The organism is Gordonia sp. CPCC 205333 (genome assembly GCF_048537885.1).
Classification (GTDB): Bacteria; Actinomycetota; Actinomycetes; order Mycobacteriales; family Mycobacteriaceae; genus Gordonia.
Genome location: NZ_JBCLVI010000003.1, coordinates 202,035 through 228,423 on the forward strand (window position 1 = coordinate 202,035; position 26,389 = coordinate 228,423).

Annotated in this window: 25 protein-coding genes; 19 read left to right on the top strand and 6 right to left on the bottom strand. The window is 62.8% G+C overall.

The features are described 5' to 3' along the window. Positions 1-16: 16 nt before the first annotated feature. The gene (locus AAFP29_RS11120; protein WP_419217436.1) at positions 17-397 is read right to left on the bottom strand and encodes a hypothetical protein; all 381 of its coding nucleotides are present in this window, start codon (positions 395-397) and stop codon (positions 17-19) included. Between the two features lie 148 nt (positions 398-545). Between AAFP29_RS11120 and ndk the strand changes: the two genes are divergently transcribed. The 6 genes from ndk to proB all read left to right on the top strand — a co-directional run bounded on the left by ndk (position 546) and on the right by proB (position 8,059). Further along, the gene (gene ndk / locus AAFP29_RS11125) at positions 546-962 is read left to right on the top strand and encodes a nucleoside-diphosphate kinase (protein ID WP_419218067.1); all 417 of its coding nucleotides are present in this window, start codon (positions 546-548) and stop codon (positions 960-962) included. Between the two features lie 432 nt (positions 963-1,394). Beyond that, a complete protein-coding gene (locus AAFP29_RS11130) occupies positions 1,395-4,526 on the top strand; it encodes a translation initiation factor IF-2 N-terminal domain-containing protein (protein WP_419217437.1) in 3,132 nt (1,043 codons plus the stop codon). Positions 4,527-4,781: 255 nt separating this feature from the next. Beyond that, the gene (rplU, locus tag AAFP29_RS11135; protein ID WP_419217438.1) at positions 4,782-5,093 is read left to right on the top strand and encodes a 50S ribosomal protein L21; all 312 of its coding nucleotides are present in this window, start codon (positions 4,782-4,784) and stop codon (positions 5,091-5,093) included. Between the two features lie 14 nt (positions 5,094-5,107). Further along, entirely contained in the window at positions 5,108-5,371 is a 264-nt protein-coding gene (gene rpmA, locus AAFP29_RS11140) for a 50S ribosomal protein L27 (protein WP_419217439.1), read from the top strand. Positions 5,372-5,486: 115 nt separating this feature from the next. Beyond that, positions 5,487-6,941, top strand: coding sequence for a GTPase ObgE (gene obgE / locus AAFP29_RS11145; RefSeq protein ID WP_419217440.1), 1,455 nt, complete (start codon positions 5,487-5,489; stop codon positions 6,939-6,941). Continuing rightward, positions 6,938-8,059, top strand: a complete 1,122-nt coding sequence (proB, locus tag AAFP29_RS11150; protein ID WP_419217441.1) for a glutamate 5-kinase — start codon at positions 6,938-6,940, stop codon at positions 8,057-8,059. The genes obgE and proB overlap by 4 nt, the downstream gene beginning before the upstream one ends. 178 nt (positions 8,060-8,237) lie before the next feature. Here proB and AAFP29_RS11155 read toward each other — a convergent pair whose 3' ends face one another. The 4 genes from AAFP29_RS11155 to ectA form a co-directional block, all read right to left on the bottom strand. Beyond that, on the bottom strand, positions 8,238-9,062 hold the full coding sequence (locus tag AAFP29_RS11155; RefSeq protein ID WP_419218068.1) for a Sir2 family NAD-dependent protein deacetylase: 825 nt from the start codon (positions 9,060-9,062) through the stop codon (positions 8,238-8,240). A 97-nt stretch (positions 9,063-9,159) separates the two neighbouring features. Next, positions 9,160-9,597, bottom strand: a complete 438-nt coding sequence (locus tag AAFP29_RS11160; RefSeq protein WP_419217442.1) for an ectoine synthase — start codon at positions 9,595-9,597, stop codon at positions 9,160-9,162. Further along, positions 9,594-10,865, bottom strand: coding sequence for a diaminobutyrate--2-oxoglutarate transaminase (gene ectB / locus AAFP29_RS11165; protein WP_419217443.1), 1,272 nt, complete (start codon positions 10,863-10,865; stop codon positions 9,594-9,596). The genes AAFP29_RS11160 and ectB overlap by 4 nt, the downstream gene beginning before the upstream one ends. A gap of 84 nt (positions 10,866-10,949) precedes the next feature. Beyond that, the gene (ectA, locus tag AAFP29_RS11170) at positions 10,950-11,477 is read right to left on the bottom strand and encodes a diaminobutyrate acetyltransferase (RefSeq protein WP_419217444.1); all 528 of its coding nucleotides are present in this window, start codon (positions 11,475-11,477) and stop codon (positions 10,950-10,952) included. Between the two features lie 187 nt (positions 11,478-11,664). Here ectA and rsmD point away from each other — a divergent pair, with 187 nt between their 5' ends. From rsmD to mutM, 6 genes are all read left to right on the top strand, one after another. Further along, on the top strand, positions 11,665-12,216 hold the full coding sequence (rsmD, locus tag AAFP29_RS11175) for a 16S rRNA (guanine(966)-N(2))-methyltransferase RsmD (RefSeq protein WP_419217445.1): 552 nt from the start codon (positions 11,665-11,667) through the stop codon (positions 12,214-12,216). A 219-nt stretch (positions 12,217-12,435) separates the two neighbouring features. Continuing rightward, positions 12,436-12,924 (top strand): pantetheine-phosphate adenylyltransferase, encoded by a 489-nt coding sequence (gene coaD / locus AAFP29_RS11180; RefSeq protein WP_419217446.1) that lies wholly within the window; start codon positions 12,436-12,438, stop codon positions 12,922-12,924. Between the two features lie 106 nt (positions 12,925-13,030). Further along, positions 13,031-13,828 carry a DivIVA domain-containing protein gene (locus AAFP29_RS11185; RefSeq protein ID WP_419217447.1) on the top strand — a complete coding sequence of 266 codons (798 nt, stop codon included), beginning with the start codon at positions 13,031-13,033 and terminating at the stop codon, positions 13,826-13,828. A gap of 23 nt (positions 13,829-13,851) precedes the next feature. After that, positions 13,852-14,421 carry a YceD family protein gene (locus tag AAFP29_RS11190; protein WP_419217448.1) on the top strand — a complete coding sequence of 190 codons (570 nt, stop codon included), beginning with the start codon at positions 13,852-13,854 and terminating at the stop codon, positions 14,419-14,421. Positions 14,422-14,458: 37 nt separating this feature from the next. Next, on the top strand, positions 14,459-15,172 hold the full coding sequence (rnc, locus tag AAFP29_RS11195) for a ribonuclease III (protein ID WP_419217449.1): 714 nt from the start codon (positions 14,459-14,461) through the stop codon (positions 15,170-15,172). Between the two features lie 30 nt (positions 15,173-15,202). Further along, positions 15,203-16,081: a bifunctional DNA-formamidopyrimidine glycosylase/DNA-(apurinic or apyrimidinic site) lyase gene (mutM, locus tag AAFP29_RS11200; protein WP_419217450.1), complete on the top strand. Its 879-nt coding sequence runs from the start codon at positions 15,203-15,205 to the stop codon at positions 16,079-16,081. Positions 16,082-16,151: 70 nt separating this feature from the next. Here mutM and AAFP29_RS11205 read toward each other — a convergent pair whose 3' ends face one another. Continuing rightward, positions 16,152-17,018, bottom strand: a complete 867-nt coding sequence (locus AAFP29_RS11205; RefSeq protein ID WP_419217451.1) for a LysR family transcriptional regulator — start codon at positions 17,016-17,018, stop codon at positions 16,152-16,154. 195 nt (positions 17,019-17,213) lie between these two features. Here AAFP29_RS11205 and AAFP29_RS11210 point away from each other — a divergent pair, with 195 nt between their 5' ends. From AAFP29_RS11210 to AAFP29_RS11240, 7 genes are all read left to right on the top strand, one after another. Next, the gene (locus AAFP29_RS11210; RefSeq protein ID WP_419217452.1) at positions 17,214-18,401 is read left to right on the top strand and encodes an MFS transporter; all 1,188 of its coding nucleotides are present in this window, start codon (positions 17,214-17,216) and stop codon (positions 18,399-18,401) included. A 76-nt stretch (positions 18,402-18,477) separates the two neighbouring features. Further along, positions 18,478-18,885: an OsmC family protein gene (locus AAFP29_RS11215; RefSeq protein ID WP_419217453.1), complete on the top strand. Its 408-nt coding sequence runs from the start codon at positions 18,478-18,480 to the stop codon at positions 18,883-18,885. A 5-nt stretch (positions 18,886-18,890) separates the two neighbouring features. Continuing rightward, positions 18,891-19,172, top strand: a complete 282-nt coding sequence (locus tag AAFP29_RS11220; protein ID WP_419217454.1) for an acylphosphatase — start codon at positions 18,891-18,893, stop codon at positions 19,170-19,172. An 82-nt stretch (positions 19,173-19,254) separates the two neighbouring features. Then, positions 19,255-22,854 carry a chromosome segregation protein SMC gene (smc, locus tag AAFP29_RS11225; RefSeq protein ID WP_419217455.1) on the top strand — a complete coding sequence of 1,200 codons (3,600 nt, stop codon included), beginning with the start codon at positions 19,255-19,257 and terminating at the stop codon, positions 22,852-22,854. A gap of 64 nt (positions 22,855-22,918) precedes the next feature. Beyond that, complete coding sequence (ftsY, locus tag AAFP29_RS11230) at positions 22,919-24,388, top strand: signal recognition particle-docking protein FtsY (RefSeq protein ID WP_419217456.1); 1,470 nt, start codon at positions 22,919-22,921, stop codon at positions 24,386-24,388. 212 nt (positions 24,389-24,600) lie between these two features. Then, positions 24,601-25,971: an ammonium transporter gene (locus AAFP29_RS11235; protein ID WP_419217457.1), complete on the top strand. Its 1,371-nt coding sequence runs from the start codon at positions 24,601-24,603 to the stop codon at positions 25,969-25,971. A 58-nt stretch (positions 25,972-26,029) separates the two neighbouring features. Next, on the top strand, positions 26,030-26,368 hold the full coding sequence (locus AAFP29_RS11240; protein ID WP_419217458.1) for a P-II family nitrogen regulator: 339 nt from the start codon (positions 26,030-26,032) through the stop codon (positions 26,366-26,368). Positions 26,369-26,389: the final 21 nt, after the last annotated feature.

Here is a 26,389-nt window from a genome sequence, read left to right on the forward strand (position 1 = left end):
GATGCTTTCACTCCGCTCAGCTCCGGTCGCCGATGCGTTCCAAGACCAGATCGAGTTTTGAGTCGACTTGATCCAACCGGGCGTCAACGCGGTCGAACCGGACGTCGACTTGCTCGAACCGGGCGTCGATCTGCTCGAGTTTCACGCTGTGCTGCGCGAGGATCTCGCTGTGCTCGTTGAGGATCTCGCTGTGCTGCGCGAGGATCTCGCTGTGCTCGTTGAGGATCTCGCTGTGCTGCGCGAGGGTCACGCTGTGCTCGTTGAGGATCGTCGTGTGTCGGTTGAGCGTGTTCGTGTGCTGGTCCAGTGTTTTCGTGTGCTGGCTCAGCTGCCCGTAGATCTCGTTGACATCGCTGTAGATCTGAGCGAATTTGCTATCCGACTCGGACGTGGTCATGCGGCAACATTACGCTGCTGCGGTGACTTCATCGGGCGGCAGAGCTCAGGTGGCCTTGGACTTGGGGACAGTGGTCGGAGTTGTGGACGACGTCGAGAACCGAGCACCGGCGTTCAGTCGTCGATACACCACCGTTTACGATCTCACCGTGACTGAACGCACCCTCGTACTAGCCAAGCCCGACGCCGTCGCCCGTGGTCTCGTCGGGGAGATCTTTCGTCGGATTGAGGCGAAGGGCCTCAAGATAGTCGCGCTCGAACTACGCACTGCGAACGTGGAGGTGGCTGCGGGCCACTACGCCGAACATGACGGCAAGCCGTTCTATGGGTCGCTAATCGATTTCATCACCTCGGGACCCCTGGTCGCGGCGGTTGTCGAAGGACCGCGGGCAATCGCCGCGTGGCGTCAGATCGCCGGCGGTACCGATCCGGTCGAGAAGGCGACACCGGGAACAATCCGCGGTGACTTCGCGCTCGAAACGCAGAACAACCTGGTGCACGGTTCAGACTCGCCGGAGTCGGCGGCACGTGAGATCGCTCTTTGGTTTCCCGCCCTGAGTGCTTGACCAGCAGGCATAGTCCAGCACCTGGAATTCTCGGTTGGCGATTTCACCGACCTGAATTCTTGAAAGACATGTGGTGTGGGATACTTGCCTAGCCGTTGTCGACATACCTTCCTTCGCGCGCAACGCGGGCGAGTTTGGTTACCCAGTCGATTTCGACACCGGTGGCAGCCCCACCGCCGCGGTTCCGATGAGGAACTCAGCGTGCGGGCGGCCCGGGACCTAGCGTATTTCGCGACGTCCGGACGCATCGTCACCAGCAAGGCGTCAGCCGCGTCAGAGCCAGGAACCTCTGGACGAACGCGACGATAAGACGCGAAGACCACTTAACCGGTCAACAAAGTGACCGGACAACCACACATAGGCAGCCCTCGCGTGGCCGCGTCACAGCTGGTTCACCAGCAGATGACGCGCCCGGGGGCGCAAGGAGACAACGTGACCGATAATGGGTCGCCGGCTGACGCGAACGCGGCGTCAGACTCGGCAGAGGATTTTCCGGCGAAGCTGCGCGTCCACGCGCTGGCGCGGGCGTTAGGGCTGACCAGCCGTACCGTCCTCGAACATCTCGCCGAACTCGGGCACGCAGCCCGCAGCCCGCAGTCGAGTATCGATCGCGACGTCGCGAACGCGGTGCGCTCTCGTGTCGGCGGCGTTGACGCCCCGCTGGACGCGTCCAGCGATTCTGGTCCTGTGGCTGAGGCCCCTGTCGAGTCGACACCGGAGGCCCCGGTCGAGGCGACACCGGAACTCATCACTGTCGAGTCGACATCGGAGACCGTTGGCCCGGAAACGGTGGGCGTCGCGGATTCGGTGCCCGTCGAGACTGAGAAACGATCTCAATCCGACTCGGCGAGTGATTCCCAAGAGCCGCCGTCGCTGTTCTCGGCTGCTGAGGCGCAGCGCCACGCACCACTGTCGGCGGCACCGGTCTCGCCTGAACCCGCGTCGTTCTCCGTCTCACCGCTGTTCCTTCCCCCCGAGCCACAGCAGTACGCGCCGGCGAAAGTGTCGAAGCCTATCGCGGACGAGGCCCCGGCCAGGGACAAAACCACGACCGAAGACATCGAATCGGCACCCGCGTCGAGTAAGTCCGCCGAGCCGACCGTAGCTACCGAGGGATCCGAATCTAGTGACGATGCCAACGGCGCGGACGACGATTCGGGCGACGGGGGCCGTAATCGACGACGCCGTCGGGGCCGACGTGGCCGTGGCCGCGGCCGCGGAGAACAGGCCGCCGATGGCGACAACGATTCTGAGACTGGCGATTCCGACCCTGACGTCAAGGTGGCTGACTCGACGACGCCGGCACAAGACGAGGACGCCGCGACCACTTCGGAAGAAGCGTCCGGAGTCGACACGGATGACGCCGACGATGACGCGAACGAGCCGACATCGAAGCGCCGCCGCCGCCGTCGTCGTCGGAAGGGCGGCGGTGACGAACCCGAGGATGCGTCATCAGCCGACGATCCGCCCAATACCGTTGTCCACGAACGTGAACCGCGTAGTAAGCGGGCCCGCGACGAGGTGCAGGGTATTTCCGGTTCGACGCGGCTCGAAGCCAAGCGGCAGCGACGCCGGGATGGCCGTGACGCGGGGCGGCGTCGACCGCCGATCCTGAGTGAGTCGGAGTTCTTGGCCCGCCGTGAGGCGGTAGATCGAGTCATGGTCGTACGCGAGCGCGGGCCGCTTGGCGCCGATCATCAGAGTTCGGTTGAGGATTACACGCAGGTCGCGGTGCTCGAAGACGGCGTTCTCGTCGAACATTTCGTGACCACCGAGACATCGTCGTCGATGGTCGGCAATATCTACCTAGGCCGCGTGCAGAACGTGCTGCCCGGTATGGAAGCGGCGTTCGTTGATATCGGTCGCGGTCGCAACGGCGTGCTCTATGCAGGTGAGGTCAACTGGGACGCTGCCGGGCTTGATGGTGGCTCGCGCAAGATCGAGCAAGCGCTTAAGCCAGGTGACAGCGTATTGGTCCAGGTCAGCAAGGATCCGGTCGGACACAAGGGTGCCCGGCTCACTACTCAGATATCCCTCGCGGGGCGCTACCTGGTTTATGTACCGGGCGGATCGTCGACCGGTATCAGCCGCAAACTACCCGACACCGAACGCAAACGTCTCCGCTCGATTCTGGGCAAATTGGTGCCCGATGACGCCGGCGTGATCATCCGTACCGCGTCCGAAGGCGTCAGCGCCGAAGAACTCGGTGCCGACATTGAGCGTCTCGAATCGCAGTGGAACACCATCTCGCAGGCTGTCGACGCCAAGAAGGGGAATGGCCCCAAGGCGTTGTACGAAGAGCCCGACCTGCTGGTTCGGGTAGTTCGGGACTTATTCAACGAGGATTTCCGCAAGCTGGTCGTCGAGGGGCCCAAGGCGTGGGATCTCGTCGAGCGTTATATCTCCGACGTCGCGCCCGATCTGATGGAGCGCGTCGAGAAGTTCGAGAAGACCGGGCCGGATGCTCCTGATTCCTTCGTCGTGCATCGTATCGACGAGCAGTTGGCCAAGGCGCTGGACCGCAAGGTGTGGCTGCCGTCGGGTGGCACGCTGATCATCGAGCACACCGAAGCGATGACCGTCGTCGACGTCAACACTGGAAAATTCACCGGTTCGGGCGGCAACCTCGAAGAAACCGTGACGCGTAACAACCTGGAGGCGGCCGAGGAGATCGTGCGGCAGATGCGCCTGCGCGACATCGGCGGCATGATCATTGTCGACTTCATCGACATGGTCCTCGAATCCAACCGCGATCTGGTGCTCCGTCGCCTGACCGAAGCATTGGCCCGCGACCGGACTCGACACCAAGTTTCCGAAGTTACCTCGCTTGGCCTGGTGCAGATGACGCGCAAGCGGCTCGGTACCGGGCTGCTCGAAGCTTTCTCAACCACCTGCACCGCATGCGGTGGCCGCGGCGTCATCGTGCACGCAAATCCCGTCGAGGTGCGCCCGACCGATGACACCGGTTCACGCAGTGACGGCGGATCGTCGAAACGCTCGCGTCGCAAGGGGCGCAAGAACGAGGCTGCAGCCGAGATCGGCCCGCCCAGTTCGCCACCCGCCACCCATCCGGCCGGCGAACATCCAATGTTCCGGGCGATGGCCGCACACGCGCATGATCATGACGGGGATCAGAGTATTGCCACCGACGATGACGATATTGAACTGATCAGCGGCGACGAGGTCGCAGCGGCTGATATCGACGCCGTATCCGATGAGCCTGGCTCACCAGGCGAATCTCAGGGCGATGGTGCGGCCGAGAGCGTCCCAAGCGAAGCGATCTCGACGACCGACGCGTCTGCGCCAGAGGTAGTTGAAAGCACTCCTGATCGCGCCCCGGTGACTCGACCCAAGCGACGTCGTGCGGCACGTCGTCCGGCAGCGTCGACCGGGGCATCATCGACGATTGTGATCAGCGACGAGGAGTCTGCGCGTGCTGCATCTTCGACGGTTGTGACCACCTCGGGCCCGACTCTCGGCTCCCAAGCGCCGGTAGCCGCGGCGCAGCGTCGGCCGCGCCGCCGAACCGCTGGTCGGCCGGCTGGACCTCCGGTGGGTGACTGACCTCACGCTTGTCGAGGTGCGTCGGTTTGACCCAAAAGGTCACACTCCCGTAATCTTGATAAGTCGCCTTCCGCGATCGGTACATGCTGTGTCATGAGCCTGATCCGGGCCTGAATGGGTTTGAGGCAATGACGATGTTCCGCTGATTGAATCATCCTGTGTGGATGTGAGTTCAGTGCGGCCCTGGATGGGTCGGCGTCGTCGCAATACCAAGTAGCACCGAAGTGAAGTAACTACGTTAAGAGGAACGCTCCGATGGCAACGTACGCGATCGTCAAGACCGGCGGTAAGCAGTACAAGGTCGCTGCAGGCGACACTGTGAAGGTCGAGAAGATCGACAGCGAACCGGGCAGCACCGTGGAATTGCCGGTTGCGCTCGTTGTCGACGGTTCGGACCTGACAACTGATACCGATGCGCTGGCCAAGCGTTCGGTCACCACCGAGGTGATCGAACACACCAAGGGCCCCAAGATCCGCATCCACAAGTTCAAGAACAAGACCGGCTACCACAAGCGCCAGGGTCACCGTCAGAAGCTGACGGTCCTGAAGGTCACCGGAATCAAGTAAGGGAGACCAGAGACATGGCACATAAGAAGGGTGCATCCAGCTCGCGCAACGGTCGCGACTCGAATGCTCAGCGACTCGGTGTGAAGCGTTTCGGCGGCCAGCAGGTCAGCGCGGGCGAGATCCTCGTGCGTCAGCGCGGCACACACTTCCACCCCGGCGTCAACGTCGGGCGTGGTGGCGACGACACTCTGTTCGCGCTCGCCGCCGGTGCGGTCGAGTTCGGCTCAAAGCGTGGTCGCAAGACAGTGAACATCGTCCCGGAGACCGCGTCGGTTTAAGCGGATCCGCAGCACGAAGTTCTGCAATAAGCTCTGCGAACAGGGCGGGTAGGATCCAAGCGATCCTGACCCGCCCTGTTTGCTTTTCATCAGTCAATCGAAAGAGGTAACCCAGATGTCGCGGTTCGTCGACCGGGTAACCATCCACGTGTCCGCGGGTAATGGCGGACACGGCTGTTCCTCGGTCCACCGCGAGAAGTTCAAGCCGCTCGGCGGTCCAGACGGCGGCAATGGCGGCGACGGTGGCAACGTTCAGCTCGTCGTCGACCCGCAGGTGCATACGCTGCTCGACTTTCATTTCCATCCGCATGCACGCGCCGGCAATGGGACGCCGGGGCACGGTGACAACCGCGACGGCGCGATGGGCGAAGACCTGGTTCTGAAGGTCCCCGACGGTACCGTCGTCCTGGACGCCGATGGCACGATTCTCGCCGACTTGGTCGGCGCGGGAACGGTATTCGACGCCGCTGAAGGTGGCCGGGGCGGGCTGGGTAACGCCAAACTCGCATCGAAGGCCCGCAAGGCGCCCGGTTTCGCGTTGCTAGGCGAAGAAGGCCAAGAACGTGACCTCGTATTGGAGCTCAAGTCCGTCGCCGACGTTGGGTTGGTCGGATTCCCGTCGGCTGGCAAATCCTCACTGGTTTCGGTACTTTCGGCTGCCAAACCTAAGATCGCCGACTATCCGTTCACCACTCTCGCGCCCAATCTTGGCGTCGTGCAATCTGCGGGTGACGTATTCACCATCGCCGATGTTCCCGGACTGATACCCGGTGCGTCGACCGGCCGTGGCCTTGGGCTGGACTTCTTGCGGCATCTGGAGCGGTGTGCGGTGCTGGCTCACGTAGTCGATTGCGCCACACTGGAATCCGATCGGGACCCGGTATCGGACATCGAGGCGCTCGAAGCGGAGCTGGCCGCGTATCAGCCAGCCCTCGACGCTGATCACGGCCTCGGTGATCTTGCTGACCGGCCCCGCATCATCATTCTCAACAAGATCGATGTGCCCGAAGGTGCCGAGCTCGCCGACATCGTCGAGCCCGATCTCGCCAAACACGGGTGGCCTATCTACCGGATTTCGGCGGTTTCCCGAGAGGGACTGCGCGAGTTGACATTCGCACTCGCGAAAATGGTCAGCGAATACCGGACGGCTCATCCCAAGGCGCAGGCGCGGCGGACAGTCATTCGTCCCAGAGCAGTCGACGAGACCGGCTTCACGGTGACTCCGGATCCCAACGAGCCCGGCGGATTCATCGTGCGCGGCACTCGCCCCGAGCGTTGGATTGCGCAGACCACGTTCGACAATGACGAGGCGGTTGGCTATCTCGCCGACCGCCTCAATCGACTGGGCGTCGAAGACGCACTGGTGAAACTAGGCGCCAAGCCAGGAGCGCCAGTCACTATCGGCGCGGTGACCTTTGACTGGGAACCGATGACCCCGATGGGTGACGACGTTCCGATCACTGGGCGCGGCACGGACATTCGACTCGATCGCACCGATCGAATGGGTGCTGACGAACGTAAGGAGCAGCGTCGCCTGCGGCGTGCCGAGCGACACGGCGACCTGGAGTGACCGCTTCGCAAGTCCGCGCCTCGATCTCGTCCGCGCGAAGCATTGTCGTCAAGATCGGATCATCGGCGCTGACTGACCTGCGTGATGGACTGGATACGGCGCGTCTCGATCGGTTGGCAGATGCGCTTGAGGCTCGCATGCGCTCGGGGACCGACGTGATCGTGGTGTCGTCCGGCGCGATAAGTGCGGGGATCGCGCCACTTGGCCTGAGGAAGCGGCCGACAGATCTGGCCACGAAACAGGCCGCCGCAAGCGTTGGCCAGTTGGCGCTGGCGCACGCCTGGGGAACCTCTTTCGCTCGCCATCAGCGGACCGTCGGGCAGGTGCTACTGACCGCTGACGACATCTCCAATCGTGCCCATCACGCGAATGCTCAACGGACGCTTGACCGGTTGCGAAGCCTGCATGCGGTGGCGGTTGTCAACGAGAACGACACGGTGGCAACCAACGAGATCCGATTCGGGGACAATGACCGGCTCGCGGCGCTCGTGGCGCATCTGGCGGGCGCGGAGGCGTTGGTATTGCTGTCCGACGTCGACGGTCTCTACGACGGTGATCCGAGGCGAGTGGTCGAGGGACAACCAGCCGCACGACTGGTCCGCGAGGTAGCCGGTCCCGAGGATCTTGACGGTGTCATCGCCGGAGCCGGTGGCGCCCTGGGGACGGGCGGGATGGCTTCCAAGCTCGCGGCCGCTCGGCTTGCTGCCGATTCGGGGGTGCCGGTGCTGTTGGCCGCTGCCGCCGAGGCGGATCGGGCGCTGACCGACGCGTCGGTGGGTACGGCCTTCGCAGGGCGTCCCGAGCGGCTGTCGGCGCGCAAGTTCTGGGTGCGCCACGCCGCGGAGACGTCGGGTCGGCTGATGCTCGATGATGGTGCGATCCAGGCGGTTTCGCGCCGTCGCTCCCTTTTGGCGGCGGGAATCGCCGCGGCGTCGGGTCCGTTCTCTGAAGGTGATGTCGTGGAACTTGTCGACAAGCGTGGCGTAATCCGGGCCCGCGGTGTGGTGTCCTATGACGTTGACGATGTGGTGATGATGTTGGGCCGTTCGACATCGGAATTGTCCTCTGACCTACGCCGCCCGGTCGTACACGCCGACGACCTGGTGTTGGTGCACTGACTACCGATCGTCGAGTGCCGCAAGACGCCCGTCCGATCGTCGAGTGCCGCAAGACGCCCGTCCGATCGTCGAGTGCCGCGAGACGCCCGTCCGATCGTCGAGTGCCGAAGCGAGCTTGCGAGCTTCGGTGTATCGAGACGTCGCAAGCCGACCTCGTCAACGCTCGCTTCGACGTCGCCTACCTAATCGCGCGACTCAACTCTGGCAGCACTTCCTCGCAGAAGTGATCCACCTTCAAGGTTGCGAATTCGTCGCCGCGGGTCGCCCCGCGGTTGACGATGATTACGGGTTTACCGTCGCGGTGCGCTTGCCGCACGAAGCGTAGCCCCGATTGCACCGTCAACGACGATCCTGCGACAAGGACCGCGTCGGCGGCATTCAAGAGTGAAAATGCTTGGTGCACAGTATCTTTTGAGGCATTCTCGCCGAAATAGATGATGTCGGGCTTGAGTATGCCACCGCAGGCCGGGCAGTCGATCATCACGAAGTCTGCTGTGTCGGATACAACGGCGTCGGCATCGGGGGCCACCTCGATGGCACCCTTCCCCGCGACGCGATCGGCGAAGTCGGGGTTCAGAATTTCAAGTCGCTTAGCGAGTCGGTGCCGCGTCGTGCGCCAGCTGCAGCTCATACACCGCACCCTCCCGTAGCAACCATGTAGCTCGACGACGTTGTGGGTTCCTGCCTTGAGATGCAGCATGTCGACATTTTGGGTGATCACCCCGACTAGTCGCCCAGACCGTTGTAGCTCGGATAGGGCGCGGTGGGCGTCGTTGGGCTTGGCCGCATCCATATGTCGCCAGCCGAGATGATTGCGCGCCCAATAGTGTTGGCGAAAATCCGGTGAGGACATGAATTGTTCGATGGTCATCGGTCTGCGTGGGGGAGCGTTCGGGCTGCGATAGTCGGGGATACCGGACGGGGTGGAGATACCCGCTCCGGTGAGAGCGACGACCCGGCGCGTACCGATTGCCGTCACGATGTCGACGATCAGCGATGGCAGATCGGCCTCGGGTTCGGTAGCCAGGACCTGTTCACCGATTTGAAGCCGCGTACGCACGTCCTCCAGCCTAGCGCCAGAGGACGTGCGGAGCGGACTATTACGCTTGGACGCCAGCGCGGTGCTTACCCGACGCCGCTGGCACGGGGACCGAGACTAGGGGGTAGACACCGTTCTCGTCGTGCACCTCGGTGCCGACCACTGGTGGGTTGAATACGCAGAGCATGCGCAACTGCGTTTTGGCGACGACCGTATGCCGCTCATGCCCGTTCAGCAGATACATGGTGCCAGCTGCCAGCGGATATTCCTCGCCGGTTTCGCGATCGGTCAGGGTGCCCTCGCCTTCGACGAGCCACACCGCTTCGATGTGGTTCGCGTAGTGGAACTCGTTGACCGAGCCAGCCGCGATCGTCGTCTCGTGGAAGGAGAACCCAACGCCGTCTCCACCCAAGACGATTCGCTTGGACACCCAGTTTCCCTTGGGGTCCGCCACGTCGCGGTCGGTGCCGGTGATTTCCTCGGTGGTGCGCACAATCATGACCGCACCTCGCGCACCGCGCCAGCCAGGATTGCGAGACCTGCGTCGAGGTCATCGTTGCCAATCGTCAACGGAGGCAACAACTTCACCACCGCATCTGTCGGGCCCGAGGTCTCTGCCAGTAAGCCGGCGCCAAATGCCGCGGCGCACACCTTGCCGGCATCGGCCGGCTCGTCGAATACTAGGCCCTGGACCATGCCGCGGCCGCGGTGACGAAGCCCGTCGTATTGTTCGCACAGGTCGTTAAAGGCGGTCGCGATGCGATCACCCTTGGCCGCTACTTCTTGCGAAAGCTTGTCATCGGCCCAATAGGTGCGCAATGCCGTTGCGGCAGTGACGAATGCGGGGTTGTTGCCACGGAAGGTTCCGTTGTGCTCACCCGGCGCCCAGACATCGTGCTCTGGCTTGATAAGGGTGAGGGCTAGCGGAAGTCCGTATCCGCCAATAGATTTGGAGAGTGTAACGATGTCGGGAACGATGCCGGCCTCTTCGAAGGAGAAGAAGGCGCCGGTGCGGCCACAACCCATCTGTACGTCGTCCACGATGAGCAGAATGTCGCGGCGCTTGCAGAGATCGGCTAGGGCCCGAAGCCATTCCGCGCGTGCAACATTCACGCCGCCTTCGCCCTGTACGGTCTCCACGATAACCGCTGCTGGCCGATTCAGGCCACTGCCCGAATCGTCGAGAACCCGCTCGAACCAACCGAAATCTTCAGTGACGCCGCCGAAGTAATTGTCGAATGGCATCGGGGTGGCGTGGACCAGGGGGATCCCGGCGCCGGCGCGCTTCATGGAGTTGCCGGTCACCGACAGTGAGCCGAGGGTCATCCCGTGAAAAGCGTTGGTAAAGCTGATGATCGACTCACGGCCAGTGACCTTGCGAGCCAGTTTCAGAGCCGATTCGACGGCGTTGGTGCCGGTCGGTCCGGGGAACTGCACCTTGTAGTCCAGGCCACGCGGCGCGAGGATCAGGTCGTTGAAGGTCTGTAGGAAGTCGCCTTTGGCCGACGTCGACATGTCGAGACCGTGGGTGATGCCGTCGTCGGCGATGTACTCGATCAATGCCTCTTTGAGGATGGGGTTGTTATGCCCATAATTCAGCGCGCCCGCACCGGCGAAGAAGTCGAGGTAATTATGTCCGTGTACGTCGGTAATCCATGAACCGCTGGCCCGGCTGAAGACCGTCGGCCAGTTTCGGCAGTAGCTGCGCACTTCAGACTCGTGCTTGGTGAAAATCGATTCATCGACCGTAGCGTCAAGTAATTTCATCTGCTTACTCCGTATTCTGCTTTCTCATTCGTTTCGTATCAATAGCTGGCTGAGCGTGCGGTGGGGTAAAGAACGGCGCGGTGACTAGGGCGCCAGGGTGTACAGATCCTCGGGCTGATGATCGGCCGGAGCGTCACCGATGGTGAAATCCGATGCCGAGAAGAGGTCGTCGCGGGTGAAAGACATGCCTCTGGCTTTGGCCACCGAGGCGAAAAGCCGTTGGGACGCTTCATTATCCGGGCTGATCGTCGTAGTGAGCGTATCGACGCCCCGTGGTGCGACGGCATCGAGCAGGCTGTGCAGTAAGCCTGCCGCGACTCGTCGCCCGCGAGCTTCTGCGTCAACGGCGACCTGCCACACCATCACCGTCGAAGGCTGGGTAGGCCGGAGGTATCCGGTCACGAATCCTATTGTGCGGCCGTCGATCTCAGCTACTACTGAAGTCTCGGCAAAATCGTGGCACCACAGCACGTACGCGTAGGGAGTGTTGGTGTCGAGCACCTTGCTGTCTTCGGCGATTTGATGGATTCGGGAACCATCGGCCACCCGCGGTTGTCGGTAAACAACCGTGGATTCTGAATCTGGGGTCGCGCTTTTGGGGAACGGCCTCATATGCTCTTCGAACGTAACAATGACCCTCGGCGATGTCATCCTCGTTACCGAAACGACTCTTAGGAACCCGTACTTCGCACTGCTCAGGGGTTGAATGTGAAGTGGGTCACATTTGCTGGCCTTGTCGCCGCAATCGATGAAGCTCGCGCGCCTACCGCGTTGCCTGGAATGGAATACTGACGTCCAAATGACCAGAATTATTGCCGGAAACCTCGGTGGCCGCAGACTGACAGTCGGCGGCGAGCAGACCAGGCCCACCTCTGACCGTGTGCGCGAAGCGTTGTTCTCCATGCTGGAGGCCCGCATTGAGCTCGTTGACGCGGCGGTACTCGACCTATACGCCGGCTCGGGGGCGTTGGGGTTGGAAGCCCTTTCACGAGGTGCCGCACACACGGTGTTCGTCGAATCCGATCGGAAAGCAGTCGCGGCGATCCGGGCCAATATCGGGACGTGTGGAGTTGGTGACCGCACGACACTCGATACGCGGTCGGTGCTGGACTTCTTGTCGGGGTCGCGCCCGAGATTCGACCTCATCTTGGCCGATCCGCCGTATGGGATTGATGACGACGAGCTGACGCGAACTCTGATCGGACTGGCTGATTTATTGGCAGTCGACGGTCTGCTGGTTCTTGAACGCGGAAAACGGTCGCCGCAGACGCGATGGCCTTCCGGGTTGGCGCCGATCGTCGCCAAGAACTACGGCGACACGCGGGTGGAGGTTGCGGCGCGCGCTGACTAACGAGCGTGGCGACGGGGGATTTGTAGGGGCGAGCGTGGCGACGGGGGATTTGTAGGGGCGAGCGTGGCGACGGGGGATTTGTAGGGGCGAGCGTGGCGACGGGGGATTTGTAGGGGCGAGCGTGGCGACGGGGGATTTGTAGGGGCGAGCGTGGCGACGGGGGATTTGTAGGGGCGAGCGTGGCGACGGGGGATTTGTACTGGCGGTAGGTTGATCGCCATGAGCAAAGCAGTGGTCCCCGGTTCCTACGACCCGTTCACTCGTGGTCATCGCTATGTGGTGGAACGCGCGGCGTCGCGATTCGACGAAGTGGTGGTCACCGTCGTCGTGAATCCGAATAAGCAGGGCATGTTCAGCGTCGCTGAACGGCTGGATCTGATCGCGGGTGACTGCGCGGACCTGCCTAACGTACGCGTGGATCAATGGACGGGCCTGCTGGTGGACTACTTGCGTCAGGAATCGATCGGGACCATCGTCAAAGGCTTGCGGTCAGAGACCGACTTCGCCTACGAGGTTCCGATGGCGCAGATGAATCGTGATCTCGCGGATGTCGAGACGATGTTCATGCTGACCGATCCGAAGTTCTCGCATGTGTCGAGTTCGCTCGTGAAAGAAGTCGCCAAATTGGGCGGCGACGTCGAGCCGTTTCTGTCGCCGCATATCTTCGCGCGGCTGAGCGCGAAAGTTGCCGGCGAACGAGTCGTCTAACCCTCTGATGCAACATTCGACACGCCGACCCCACGCGCCTCCCAAATCACATTAGTCACATTGGGCACAATGAGCTCATCAATCACACCGCCAGATTGGGGTAGCCGTGTACCGCGTATTTGAAGCTTTGGACGAACTTGTCGCGATCGTTGAGGAGGCGCGAAGTGTGCCGATGACGGCAGGCTGCGTCGTTCCGCGAGGTGATGTGCTCGAGCTCCTCGACGACATCAAGGACTCCATTCCGGGAGAACTTGACGATGCGCAGGACGTCCTCGACCAACGTGACTCGATGATCGGCAATGCCCGCGATCATGCCGACAAGACCATCACCACCGCTGAGACTGAGTCGACCGATATGCTCGCCCATGCGCGTGCCGAGGCCGACCGCATTCTGTCCGACGCTAAGGCGCAAGCCGATCGAATGGTCGATGAGGCTGGCGCACATGGCAAGTCGCTGGTCGACGACGCCACTGAGGAGGCGCGTCGCCTCAACCAGTCCGCCGCCCGCGAATTCGAGGCCGTCACCGGCCGGGCCCGCGCCGAAGCTGCCCGCACCATCGATTCGGCCAATAACACTTATGACAAGTCGGTCGCTGACGGCATTGCCGAACAGCAGCGCCTCGTTTCCGAATCCGAGGTTGTCGTGGCGTCCAAGTCCGAGGCTGATCGCATCATCGACGCGGCGCACGCCGAGGCGGATCGCCTGCGCGGCGATTGCGACGTCTACGTCGACGAGAAGCTGGCTGACTTCGAGGAAGTCTTGACCGGGACACTGCGGTCGGTGAACCGCGGGCGTCATCAGCTCCGAACCGGTGCCGGTATGCACGACTATGTCGAATACCCGCGCAGCGTTGATGAGGACCTGGTTCGCGAGGATCCGGAGCGCTCCGTACTCGCTGGCTGATCGCGGCGCGTATCCTCTCTGTCGTGGCTGATCACACCATCTATCCCAATAAGGGCTGCTTCACTATCGACATTCGCTCGCTCGGACGCCGTCCCGGCAGCATGAGTGAGGTTCATCGCACCGTGTCGTCGCCCGAGCGGGTAGGTGCCCAGATGATTGGCATCCCCGCCGAGAGTGAGATCGATCTCGACCTGAGGTTAGAGTCGGTGTCGGAGGGTGTGCTGGTCACCGGCACCGTCAGCGGCGAAACCGAAGGGCAATGTTCGCGCTGCCTGGAACCTATCGAGGGAACGGTCAACGTATTTCTCACCGAATTGTTCGCATACCCCGGTAGTGAGACGGTGCAGACGACCGATGCCGACGAAGTCTCTCGCATCGCCGATGACCTGATCGATATCGAGCAAGCGGTGATCGATGCTGTCGGCCTTGAGTTGCCACTTTCCCCGCTCTGCTCCGAGGATTGCGCGGGGCTATGCACCGAGTGTGGTGTCCGATTGGCTACCGCCGAGCCTGGCCACGGTCACGACATCATCGACCCGCGTTGGGCCGGTCTGACCGATAAGTTGTCCGACCTGAAGACTCCGGAAAATTGAGGTGGACGCACCCGTGACGGGCGTTGAGGGGACCCGGGTGAAGCGACTGGATCGCGACACGGCCGCGCTGCTGGAATCGGTCGACGCAACCTTGTCCGACGAGTTGCTGACCTTGGCGCTAACGCATCGCTCCTATGCCTATGAACACGGCGGTCTGCCGACCAACGAACGGCTCGAATTCCTCGGCGATTCCGTGCTCGGTGTAGTCATCACCGAGAAGCTCTACCTGGATTTTCCCGATCGACCCGAGGGGGAACTCGCGAAGATCCGTGCGAGCGTCGTCAACGGTCATGCGTTGGCCGGCATCGCCCGCGGATTGGGTGAAGGCGGGCTGGGACGGCACCTCTACCTGGGCAAGGGTGAGGAAATGACCGGTGGCCGGGATAAGGACTCGATCCTTGCCGACGGCCTTGAATCTCTTTTTGGGGCGATTTTTCTCGATCACGGCATTGATGAAGCCAAGCGGGTGATCGTCGCGCTATTCGACGATGTGGTTGATCGGGCCGGCGGTCTCGGTGCCGGCCTTGACTGGAAGACCTCACTCCAGGAACTCACTGCCGAGAAGTCGCTCGGACCGCCGCAGTATCAAATCACCTCGTCGGGGCCCGACCACGACAAGGAGTTCACGGCAGTCGCGGTGGTCAGCGGACAGTCGCTTGGTCGCGGCGTCGGCCGCACCAAGAAGGAAGCCGAGCAACACGCGGCCGAGGCCGCATGGCAGCAGATCAGCGACCGGGATGCGCAGAATTGATCGCTGGGTTCTCATTCACCGGATCTGCTGATGCCTGAACTTCCTGAGGTCGAGACTATTCGGCGTGGCATACAGGCCCACGTCGTCGGGCGCACGGTGACCGACGTCGAGGTAATGCATCCGCGCGCCATTCGTAGGCATATCGCAGGGCCGGTCGACTTCGCAACGCGCCTGCGCGGCAAGACATTCACCGCCGCCCGGCGTCGGGGAAAGTATCTGTGGCTCGATGCCGTCGGACCCGACGACGCGGTAGCGGCTGTGATTCATCTCGGAATGAGTGGGCAGTTACTGATCGCGGAAGATAGTGCCGACGATCCGAAGCACCTGCGTGTGCGCCTGCATCTGGACGGAGATCCGTCGGCCGGCGAACTTCGATTCATCGACCAGCGAACATTTGGCGGCTGGCATCTCGACGATTACGACCGCGACGTCTCAGCGGGCGTGGGCGACGCGGTGCCGGCCAGCGTCGCGCATATCGCACCCGATCCATTCGACTCATTGTTTGATCGAAAAGCGTTACTGGGCAACATCTCTCGCCGTCACACCGAGATCAAGCGAGCGCTTCTTGATCAGACTCTGATCTCTGGCGTTGGCAATATCTACGCGGACGAGTCACTGTGGCGGGCCAGGTTGCACGGCACTCGCGTTACCGACAAGATCAGCCGCGCCAAACTCGACGAACTCGTCGGGCATGTGATCAATGTGATGGCCGAAGCGATCGACGTCGGCGGTACATCGTTCGACGAGTTGTATGTGAATATCAATGGGCAATCGGGCTACTTCGATCGAAGTCTGGATGCCTACGGGCGCGAAGGTCAGCCGTGCCGCCGGTGCGGGAGTCTGATCCGGCGGGAGTCATTCATGAATCGTTCGTCGCACTTTTGTCCCAAGTGCCAGCGAAAACGCTGAGCCGATACCGCGACGGCTGGCGGTCGGGTTTGCGGATTGACCGAAAAGTTGTCGCGCTCACGACAGCCGCTTAGTCCTCAAGCAGTCCGAGAAACGCAACTGCCGCGGGGCTGGGGTTGAAGTCGCTCCATGCGAGATATTCGATGCGGATCGGCCCTCCAACGACCGGTATTGAGATCAATCTAGGGTCGTCGGGGACGACGGCCGGTGCTAAGAGGGTGACGGCGAGGCCCTGTCTGACGAGGTTGAGGATCATATCGGTATTCATCGCCTCGAACATGACTTCGCGGGTCAGGCCCGCTGCGCTGAATGCGAGATCGGACGGCGCGCGACCGGGCGTGCCCTCGGGGAAGTCGACGAACGTCTCCTCGGCGATGTCTTCGAGCCGCAGGCGTCGGCGGCTGGCGACGCGATGGTCAGAATTGACTACGGCGACGAGACGCTCTTTGGTGAGCTGTCGGGTCGAGACATTGGTAGGGATGGTCGTCTCGGGTAGGCCGAGCACCGCCACATCGATCGAGCCTTCGGCGATCCCGGCTATGAACTGCTCGCTGCCGCCTCCCCGTAGTCGTATCCGCACCGCCGGATGCGCCGCGCGGAAATCGCCGAGCATTGCGGGGATATCGATCGCGGTGACGGTAGGGATGACGCCAATGGTCAGATTTCCGCGGATCTGTCCAGTCGCCGCGGCAGCATCTAGGGCAGCGCGCTCAGCTGCGTCGAGACTGGCGCGTGCCCCGGCCAAGAATGCTTCACCGGCCTCGGTGAGTTCGACCCGGCGGCTGGTGCGGGCAAAGAGGACTACACCGAGCTCGTGCTCGAGCGCCTTGATCTGGTGACTGAGTGACGACTGCACTACGAAACATCGTTCAGCGGCCCGAGTGAAGCTGCGCTCCTCGGCGATCGCGATGACGTAGCGCATCTGTTGTAGTTCCATCGATCTATGATCTCAGATCATCATTGCAATGAAAAACATGTATTGGACACATGAATTACGGCACTTCACGATGGACCTCGTGATTAATGAGATGACCAATGTGGCAGTGATCAGCTCGCGAAGGTGGCCAGCCCTCGCCGGCCTGCTTCGCCACCGAGCCCTTTGCTGGCCGGTCCGATGAGGGCCGGAACAAGCTTGACTATCGAAGAGCCGACGCCCACGACTGCCGCGTTCCCCTGGGGAGCGCTGTTCGCGTTGGCGGCCGCCGGATTCCTCGCGATCTTTACCGAGACGATCCCTGCCGGACTGCTCCCTCGCCTGTCGATTGGGTTAGGCATCTCCGAATCCGCTGCCGGACAGCTCGTCACCCTCTATGCCATCGGCTCGCTAGTCGCAGCCATCCCACTCGTCGCCGCCACGAAGGCGGTGAGCCGCAAGAAGGTGCTGCTCGCCGCGGTGCTCACGCTGCTGGCGTTCAACACGGTGACCGCTCTCGCACCCTGGTACCCCTTGATTCTGGTCGCTCGGTTCGTCGCCGGCGCGGCGGCCGCACTCGTGTGGGGTGTGCTCGCCGGTTACGCCCGCCGACTCGTGCCGTCTGCGCAGCAGGGGCGCGCCGTCGCCGCCACGGGGATTGGTCAGCCGATCGCGCTCGCGGCCGGCGTACCGCTGGGGGCGCTGGCCGGATCGGTAGTAGATTGGCGATGGATTTTCGTCGCGATCTCGATCGCGGCCGCTGGCCTCGCTGTCTGGATCGCTGCAGCCGTACCGGATGTGAGTGGTCAACGGCCATCGGCTTACCTGCCCGTGCGTCGGGTGATCCTGCGTCCCGGTATCCGCGCGGTGCTGGTTGTCACACTGCTTTGGGTACTCGCTCACAACATTCTTTACACCTACGTCGCGCCGCTGCTCGCGCCGACAGGGCTGCGACTGGACATCGGTCTCGCCCTGTTTGGTTGCGCCTCATTCATCGGAATCACCGCCGCTGGTCTCGTCATCGACCGGGCACTTCGTTCCTCCGTCATCGGTGCCCTCTCCCTTATGGGAGCAGCATGTCTCGTCCTGGCCAATCCTGGTTTCGGCGCGCTGATGGTCGGTGTCGCGATTGTTGTTTGGGGGTTCAGTTTCGGAGGTGCGCCGGCATCGTTGCAGACCGCTCTCGCTGATCGGGCAGGTGATCACACCGACGCGGCTCAGTCGGTGTTCGTGACAGTGTTCAACACCGCTGTCGCCGGGGGTGGGATCGTCGGTGGTGGGATCCTCGCCATCAGTGCGACACCTTCTGTACTCGCGTGGACGGCGGTGGGGCTGGTGCTCGTGGCTCTCACAGTCGTCACACTCCGACGATGCGCTTTTCCGCCTGGGCGTCGGAACGCTGAATAGTCCCAGGCGACTCGGGTCGGCGGGCCGGCCCGATCCTCCATGGAACAATCCACATCCGCCCGTGTTGAATAGAGCTATGACGGAATTGTGGGTGCAGCGCACCGGAACTCGCCGCTATACCGGTCAGAGCTCGCGTGGTGCGCAGGTGTTGATCGGATCGGAAGATGTCGACGGCGTCTTCACTCCCGGGGAACTCCTCAAGATCGCGCTGGCCGCATGTACCGGTATGTCGTCGGATCTTCCGCTCTCGCGCCGCCTCGGCGATGACTACGACGCCACTGTTCGCGTGAGCGGCGCCGCTGATCGAGAGAATGAGCGCTACCCGCGCCTCGACGAAGTCCTCCAGGTCGACATGTCCGAACTCGACGCCGAGGCGGTGCAACGGCTCCTCGTCGTGGTCGAACGCGCCGTCGACCGTGTGTGCACCGTCGGGCGAACCCTGAAGGCGGGAACCGAGGTCACGCTCTCCATCGAAACGGAGTAGGCGCGATGTCGGCCGAGCAGATCCGGGTGACAGCTTTCGTTCACGGGCATGTGCAGGGGGTCGGATTCCGCTGGTGGACCCGATCTCGAGCATTGGAACTCGGACTGGTCGGTTATGCGGCGAATCAACGTGACGGTCGGGTCCTGGTAGTGGCCGAAGGTGAGCGGACGTCGGTTGACGCGCTGCTGGCGGCACTAAGATCACCGCGGACCCCCGGACGAGTGGATGCAGTCGTCGATCGGTTCGATGACGCTCGCGGCGATCTCGTCGGATTCGTCGAGAAATAGGTCGCGCGACCCGGCGCTACACCACGCCCGACCCGCTGCCTTGGTCCGGGGCGATCACTGCCAGCGGGTAATCTGTACGGTCGTGCACCTCAAAAGCCTGACCCTGAAAGGGTTCAAGTCGTTCGCGTCGTCCACGACGCTGCGCTTTGAACCCGGGATCACGGCTGTGGTCGGCCCAAACGGTTCGGGCAAATCGAATGTGGTCGATGCGTTGACCTGGGTGATGGGCGAGCAAGGCGCTAAAGCGCTCCGCGGCGGAAAGATGGAAGACGTTATCTTCGCCGGAACGTCGGGCCGACCGCCGCTCGGCCGCGCGGAGGTGACTCTGACCATCGACAACTCAGATGGCGCGCTTCCGATCGAGTATTCCGAGGTGTCGGTCACCCGCCGAATGTTCCGGGATGGTGCGGGCGAGTATGAGATCAACGGCAACTCCTGTCGCCTGATGGATGTCCAGGAACTGCTCAGCGACTCCGGCATCGGCCGCGAAATGCATGTCATCGTCGGGCAGGGGCGGTTGGCGGCGATCCTTGAATCTCGGCCCGAGGATCGGCGGGCCTTCATCGAAGAGGCCGCCGGCGTGCTCAAACATCGCAAACGCAAAGAGAAGGCCGTCCGCAAGCTCGACGGCATGCAGGCCAATCTTGCTCGCCTGACCGACCTCACCACCGAACTTCGACGCCAGCTCAAGCCGCTCGGACGTCAGGCCGAGGTCGCGCGCCGAGCGCAGACCGTCCAGGCTGACCTGCGCGATGCCAAACTGCGCCTGGCCGCCGACGACCTGGTGATACGGCGCACGGTGATGGCGGAGCAGACCGCCGAAGAGGACATGCTGCGCGCTCAACAGGACGAAGTCGCCGCCCACCTCGACGCGTTCACGCAAGAGCTGACCGAGCATGAAACGCATCTCGCGCAAGTGACTCCGGCCGCGACCGCGGCCAGTCAGGGGTGGTTCCGACTATCGGCATTAGCCGAACGTGTCGACGCGACGATTCGAATCGCCGCCGATCGCAGTCGCTATCTGAACGAATCGAGTACCCGGCCATCGGGCGCCGATCCCGAGGTGCTCGACCACCAGGCCGATGAAGCCGCCTTGCACGAGGCCGAGTTGGCGGCAGCCGTTGAGATGGCTACCGAGGTACTTGAAGGCGCGAAACTCGAACTCACAGAACGGGAGTCGGCGGCGGTAGATGCCGAACGCGCACATAGTGCGGCGATCGCGGCGGTTGCCGATCGACGAGAAGGGTTGGCGCGCCTGGAGGGGCAGCTAGCCACGTTGCGTACCAGGGCCGATTCCGTTGGCGCCGAAGTGGATCGGTTGACGACCGCTATTGCCGCGGCGCGTGATCGCGCAGCCACCGCCGCGCAGGAAATGGATGCGGTCAGGGCGCGGGTCAGCGAATTCGAAAGCGCCGAACAGGGTCTCGACGAGCATCATGAACGCTCGGTCAGCGCCCTGGAGCGAGCCAATGAACGCGTCACGACCCTGCAGGCGCAAGAACGTGAAACCGAACAACGCATTGCCTCGCTATCCGCGCGTATCGAAGCGTTGGCGGTTGGCTTGGAGCGAGGTGACGGAGGGGCCTGGCTGATGGAGCGCGGCGCTGCCGGCCTGGTGGCGCCACTCTCTGAGTTAATCTCTGTCGCAACAGGTTTCGAGACAGCTATCGCCAGTGCGCTCGGCCCTGCGGTCGATGCGATCGCGACTGTCGATGCGTTGGCCGCAGTTCGTGCGTTGTCGGCGCTCAAGGAGGGCGATGGTGGCCGCGCCGCGCTGATCGTCGGCGGGCTGAGTCCTCGCGAGCGAACGCGGCCGGCACTGCCGGCCGGCGGGCGCTGGGCGACCGAATTGGTCACCTGCCCTGATTCAGTCGCCGGTGCCATCGACGTCCTACTTGGATCAGTGGCGGTGGTGACCACAGCCGACGATGCACTCGCGGTTGTCGCCGCCCATTCTGACGTCCTCGCGGTCACCCGCGATGGTGACCGGGTCGGTGTGGCGACCGTCGATGGCGGGTCATCGCATCGACAGTCCGCCCTGGAAGTGCAGTCCGCGATCGACACCGCCACAACCGAACTCGCCGACGCGCGCCACCGCATCGAAGAAGTTCAGGCTGCCCTGTCGGGTGCACTCACTGAGCAGGAACAGCGGGTCGGCGCCGCAGAAGAAGCGCTTGCGGCCCTTCACGAGTCTGATTCAACGCTTGGCGCGGCTTACGAACAGCTGGCCCGGCTCGGCCATGACGTGCGCGCCGCCGAAGACGAAGCGCAGCGGTTGAATCGCCAGCGCGACAACGCATCTGAGGGCCACGCCGATACCGTCGCGAAAATTGCGACGGCCGAGGAAGACGTTCTGATGGCACAAGCTGTCGCCGACGATCCCGATGCCGTCGAACTGCCTGGCACCGCAGATCGCGAGGCCGCGGCGGCTGCGGTCAGCATCGCACGCGGTGCCGAGATGGAGTCACGGCTGACCCTGCGCACGGCTGAAGAGCGGCTGGCGTCGGTGCGCGGTAAAGCCGATTCATTGCGGCGTGCGGCCCGCAATGAACGCGAGTCGCGCGAACGGGCACGCCGAGCCGACGAGGCGCGACGACAAGGCGCGGCAGTTGCCACGGCCGTCGCGGCAGCAGGGGAGCAGGTCGCTGTCCGACTCGCCGCTGCCGTCGCAGACGCTCAGAGCACCCGTGATCGGCTAGAGCAGATCCGGGTGGAGCGCACCGAGGCACTGAATCTAGTCAAGGAGAAAGTATCTTCGCTGACCGCGCAACTCGATTCGCTTCGAGACACGGTGCATCGTGACGAAGTCGCCAAAGCGCAGGCGGCACTGCGTATTGAACAGCTCGAGGAACAGATTCTCGAGTCCTACGCCATCGCTCCCGACGACCTCATCGCCGAGTACGGCCCGGATGTGCCGATGCCGCCGTCGGCATTGGAGATCACCGAGTATGAAGATGCCAAGGCGCGGGGAGAACTTGTCGTCGCGCCCGCACCGATGCCTTATGACCGACCGACGCAGGAAGCGCGCGCGAAGAAGGCGCAGAAGGATCTCAATACCCTCGGCAAGGTGAATCCGCTCGCGCTCGAAGAATTCGCGGCACTGGAAGAGCGGTACAACTTCCTGTCGGCGCAATTGGAGGATGTTAAAGCCGCCCGTGCCGACCTGCTCGCCGTCGTCGAAGACGTCGATGCCCGGATTCTGCAGGTTTTTACCGAAGCCTATACCGACGTTGAGCGGGAATTCACCCAAGTGTTCGCGACGCTGTTTCCCGGTGGCGAGGGACGCTTGTTCCTCACTGATCCGAGCGACATGCTGACCACCGGAATCGAGGTGGAGGCGCGACCACCGGGGAAGAAGGTCAAACGACTGTCGTTGCTGTCCGGTGGCGAGAAGTCGCTCACCGCGGTTGCAATGCTCGTCGCGATCTTCCGCGCGCGGCCGTCGCCGTTCTACGTGATGGACGAGGTTGAGGCCGCACTCGATGACACCAACTTGCGGCGGTTGATCACCCTGTTCGAGCAGTTGCGTGAGAAGTCGCAGCTGATCGTCATCACGCATCAGAAGCCGACGATGCAAGTAGCCGACGCCCTGTATGGCGTGAGTATGCGCGGCGACGGGATTACGACAGTGATTTCGCAGCGATTGCGCGGCGTCGAACTGTCGGTCCCCATCACTGAGTGAGTCTCCGGCGACATTCGAGTGCCCTGCTGATCCACGACGATCGCGAATCAGCGAGGATTGACCTATGAACAGCTACCTCATCATCGGCATCGTGGTCGCCGTCGTCGTGTTGGTCGCACTGGTCGCAGCTGGCTTGGTGTTGTCCCGGCGCCGTCGAATCTCGTTGTCCGACAACGCGACCCCTGCGGTCAGCGACGATACGAAGGCCCAGCTCGACAAATCAGGCGGGTATGAGACCAACAGTGGCTTTAGCTTCAGCCAAGGTCCGGGAACCGCGGTCGCGGAACCTCCGGCGAAACCGAAGACTCCCGAGCAGCCGACGATTGTTGAAAAGCCGCTGCCGGAACCGGATGCTGAAGTGCCGGTCGTCGACGAGGCAGCCGAGTCGCAGGTCACCGAAGCCACCGGCGAGGATTCCGCGCCAACGGTTGCCGAGCCAACTACTCCGGCCCCCGAAGAACCGGCTGCCGAAGGGCCTGCGATTGCCGAGACTGTTGACGAACCGGCGCCCGACGTCGTCGAGCATGAAACGGTCGTCGAGCAAGAACCGCCCGTCGAATCCGAGACCGTCGCGGAGCCCATCGCTCCCGCGCCGCAAACCCAACTCGACGAGATCGACCCGACCGCGGGGCGGCTGTCTCGTCTGCGCGGTCGGCTGTCGCGGTCACAGGGAGCCATCGGCAAAGGCGTACTGGGACTACTCGGCGGCGGCGACCTCGATGAGGACTCCTGGGAGGAAATAGAGGACACGCTGCTGATGGCGGACCTCGGTACCGCGTCGACGATGGCCGTCGTCGAGAAGCTGCGGACCGAATTGGCGACGAAGAGCGTCCGCAGCGCCGACGATGCCCGCGCACTGCTGCGACGCGTCCTGATCGAACAGCTCCATCCGGAACTGGACCGTTCCGTGCGGGCCCTTCCGCACGACGATCATCCCTCGGTCATTCTCGTCGTCGGAGTGAATGGAACGGGCAAGACAACCACTACTGGCAAATTGGCGCGAGTCCTCGTCGCCGACGGTCGCCGCGTTCTGCTGGGTGCCGCTGACACGTTCCGTGCTGCCGCGGCCGATCAGCTTCAGACCTGGGGTGAACGCGTGGGCGCCGATATCGTGCGCGGTAAGGAACAGGCCGATCCAGCGTCGGTTGCTTTCGACGCCGTAGCTACCGGCATCGATCGCGGCGTCGACGTCGTGATGGTTGATACGGCCGGCCGCCTGCATACCAAGACCGGGCTCATGGACGAACTCGATAAGGTCAAGCGCGTCGTGGAGAAAAAGGCCAAAGTCGATGAGGTACTGCTGGTCCTGGACGCCACCGTCGGGCAGAACGGGCTCGTCCAGGCGCGGGTGTTCGCCGAGGTCGTCGACATCACCGGCGTTGTGCTCACCAAACTCGACGGAACTGCCAAAGGTGGCATCGTCTTCCATGTCCAGGAAGAATTGGGCGTGCCGGTCAAACTGGTAGGCCTCGGCGAAGGTGCCGATGACCTGGCTCCGTTCGAGCCGGAAGCGTTCGTCGACGCGCTGCTGTGAGCTGGATGAGATAGTTCGGGAACAGCGTCAGCCGCTGTCTTGGTGGGTCATGTGAGACTGACGTCTTTGCGGCGTTACCTGGCCGCAACAAAAAACGGCAATTGGTTCACATGGCAGAAACGCGGGTGCACCACCACCGAAACTCCACGACGACAGTCTTTTGAGCAAGCACCGACCCCCGTCCGGTGCGTCGCTCAAGGAGGTTTCCGACCGTGGTTGTGGCTCAAACTGTGCTGGCATTGCCAGATGAATCATTCGGGGTGCCCGATACCGGCAACACCGCGTGGATAATCGCGAGTGCCGCGTTGGTGTTGCTTATGACGCCGGCTCTCGCGTTCTTCTATGGTGGTCTGTCGCGCGGCAAATCCGTGCTGAACATGATGATGATGTCCTTCGGGGCCATCGCCACGGTCAGCGTCGTTTACGTGCTGTGGGGCTTCTCGATGTCGTTCGGCAACGGCATCACCGGCAAGGACGATATCTGGGGAGTCTTCGCAAACCCCTTCGCGCTCTTCGGTTCTGACCAACTCTCCGAAACGAAGGATGTTGTTCAGAACGGTGAAACGGTAACCCAGGTCGTCACCGGTGGACTCACCATCCCGTCGACGGTATTCCTGGCCTTTCAGCTCACCTTCGCGGTGATCACTGTCGCGCTGATCTCCGGCGCTATTGCCGAGCGCGTGAAATTCTCGACCTGGCTCGTCTTCACCGTGCTGTGGGCGACGATCGTGTACTTCCCTCTCTCGCACATGGTTTGGGGCGGCGGCATCATGTCCGGTGCCGAGCGAGGGTTCGCGTCGTGGTTGTTCGGCACGGTCACCGAGGACGGCACTACGAAGGCCGCGGTCCCGCCGATCGACTTTGCTGGCGGAACTGTGGTTCATATCAACGCCGGTATGGCCGGTCTGGTTTTGGTGCTGATCATCGGCAAGCGTCTCGGCTTCGGGAAGACCGCGTTCCGTCCGCACAATATTCCGTTCGTCATGCTTGGCGCTGCACTCCTGTGGTTCGGCTGGTTCGGCTTCAACGCGGGTTCAGAACTGGCTGCCGACGCTACCGCCGGTCTGGTGTGGATCAACACGACCGCCGCGACCGCAGCCGCGATGATCGGCTGGCTGGCGGTGGAGTGGGTACGCGACCGTCACCCGACCAGCGTCGGTGCGGCGTCGGGTGTGGTGGCCGGCCTGGTCGCGATCACGCCCGCATGTGGCGCGCTCACCCCGGTCGGTTCACTCGGACTCGGCGTGATCGCCGGTGTGCTCGCGGCGCTGGCGGTCGGTTTGAAGGCGAAGTTGGGCTACGACGACTCGCTCGACGTCGTCGGGGTGCACCTGGTGGCCGGTCTCTGGGGAACCGTCGCCATCGGGTTGTTCGCCAAGGAGACGGGCTTGTTCTACGGTCATGACCTCAAACAACTCGTGGTCCAGGTGGTCATCGCACTGTTCGCGCTGGTCTTCACCGGCGTACTGACCGCGATCATCGCACTGGTGCTTAAGCCACTCGGCTGGCGCGTGAGTTCCGACGAGGAGGCGCAGGGGATCGACGAGTCCGAGCACGCTGAAACCGCGTACGAATATGCCTAACGCATTCCGAATCCGGCTACTGACTACGCTGAACTTTGTGGAGAGGACCAACTAACTCATGAAACTCATCACCGCAATTGTCAAACCTTTCACCCTCGAGGACGTCAAAGCAGGACTGGAGCAGGCCGGCATCGTCGGCATGACGGTCAGCGAAGTCCAGGGCTACGGGCGGCAGAAGGGACATACCGAGGTATATCGAGGCGCGGAATACTCGGTCGACTTCGTCCCGAAAGTCCGAGTCGAGGTCGTCGTCGACGACTCCGCGGTGGACCGGGTGGTCGACGTGATCGTCGAAGCCGCCCGCACCGGCAAGATCGGTGACGGCAAGGTCTGGGTGTCTCCGGTGGACTCGGTGGTGCGCGTGCGTACCGGCGAGCGTGGCTCAGAGGCGCTATAACCAGTAGAAATCCGACGAGCC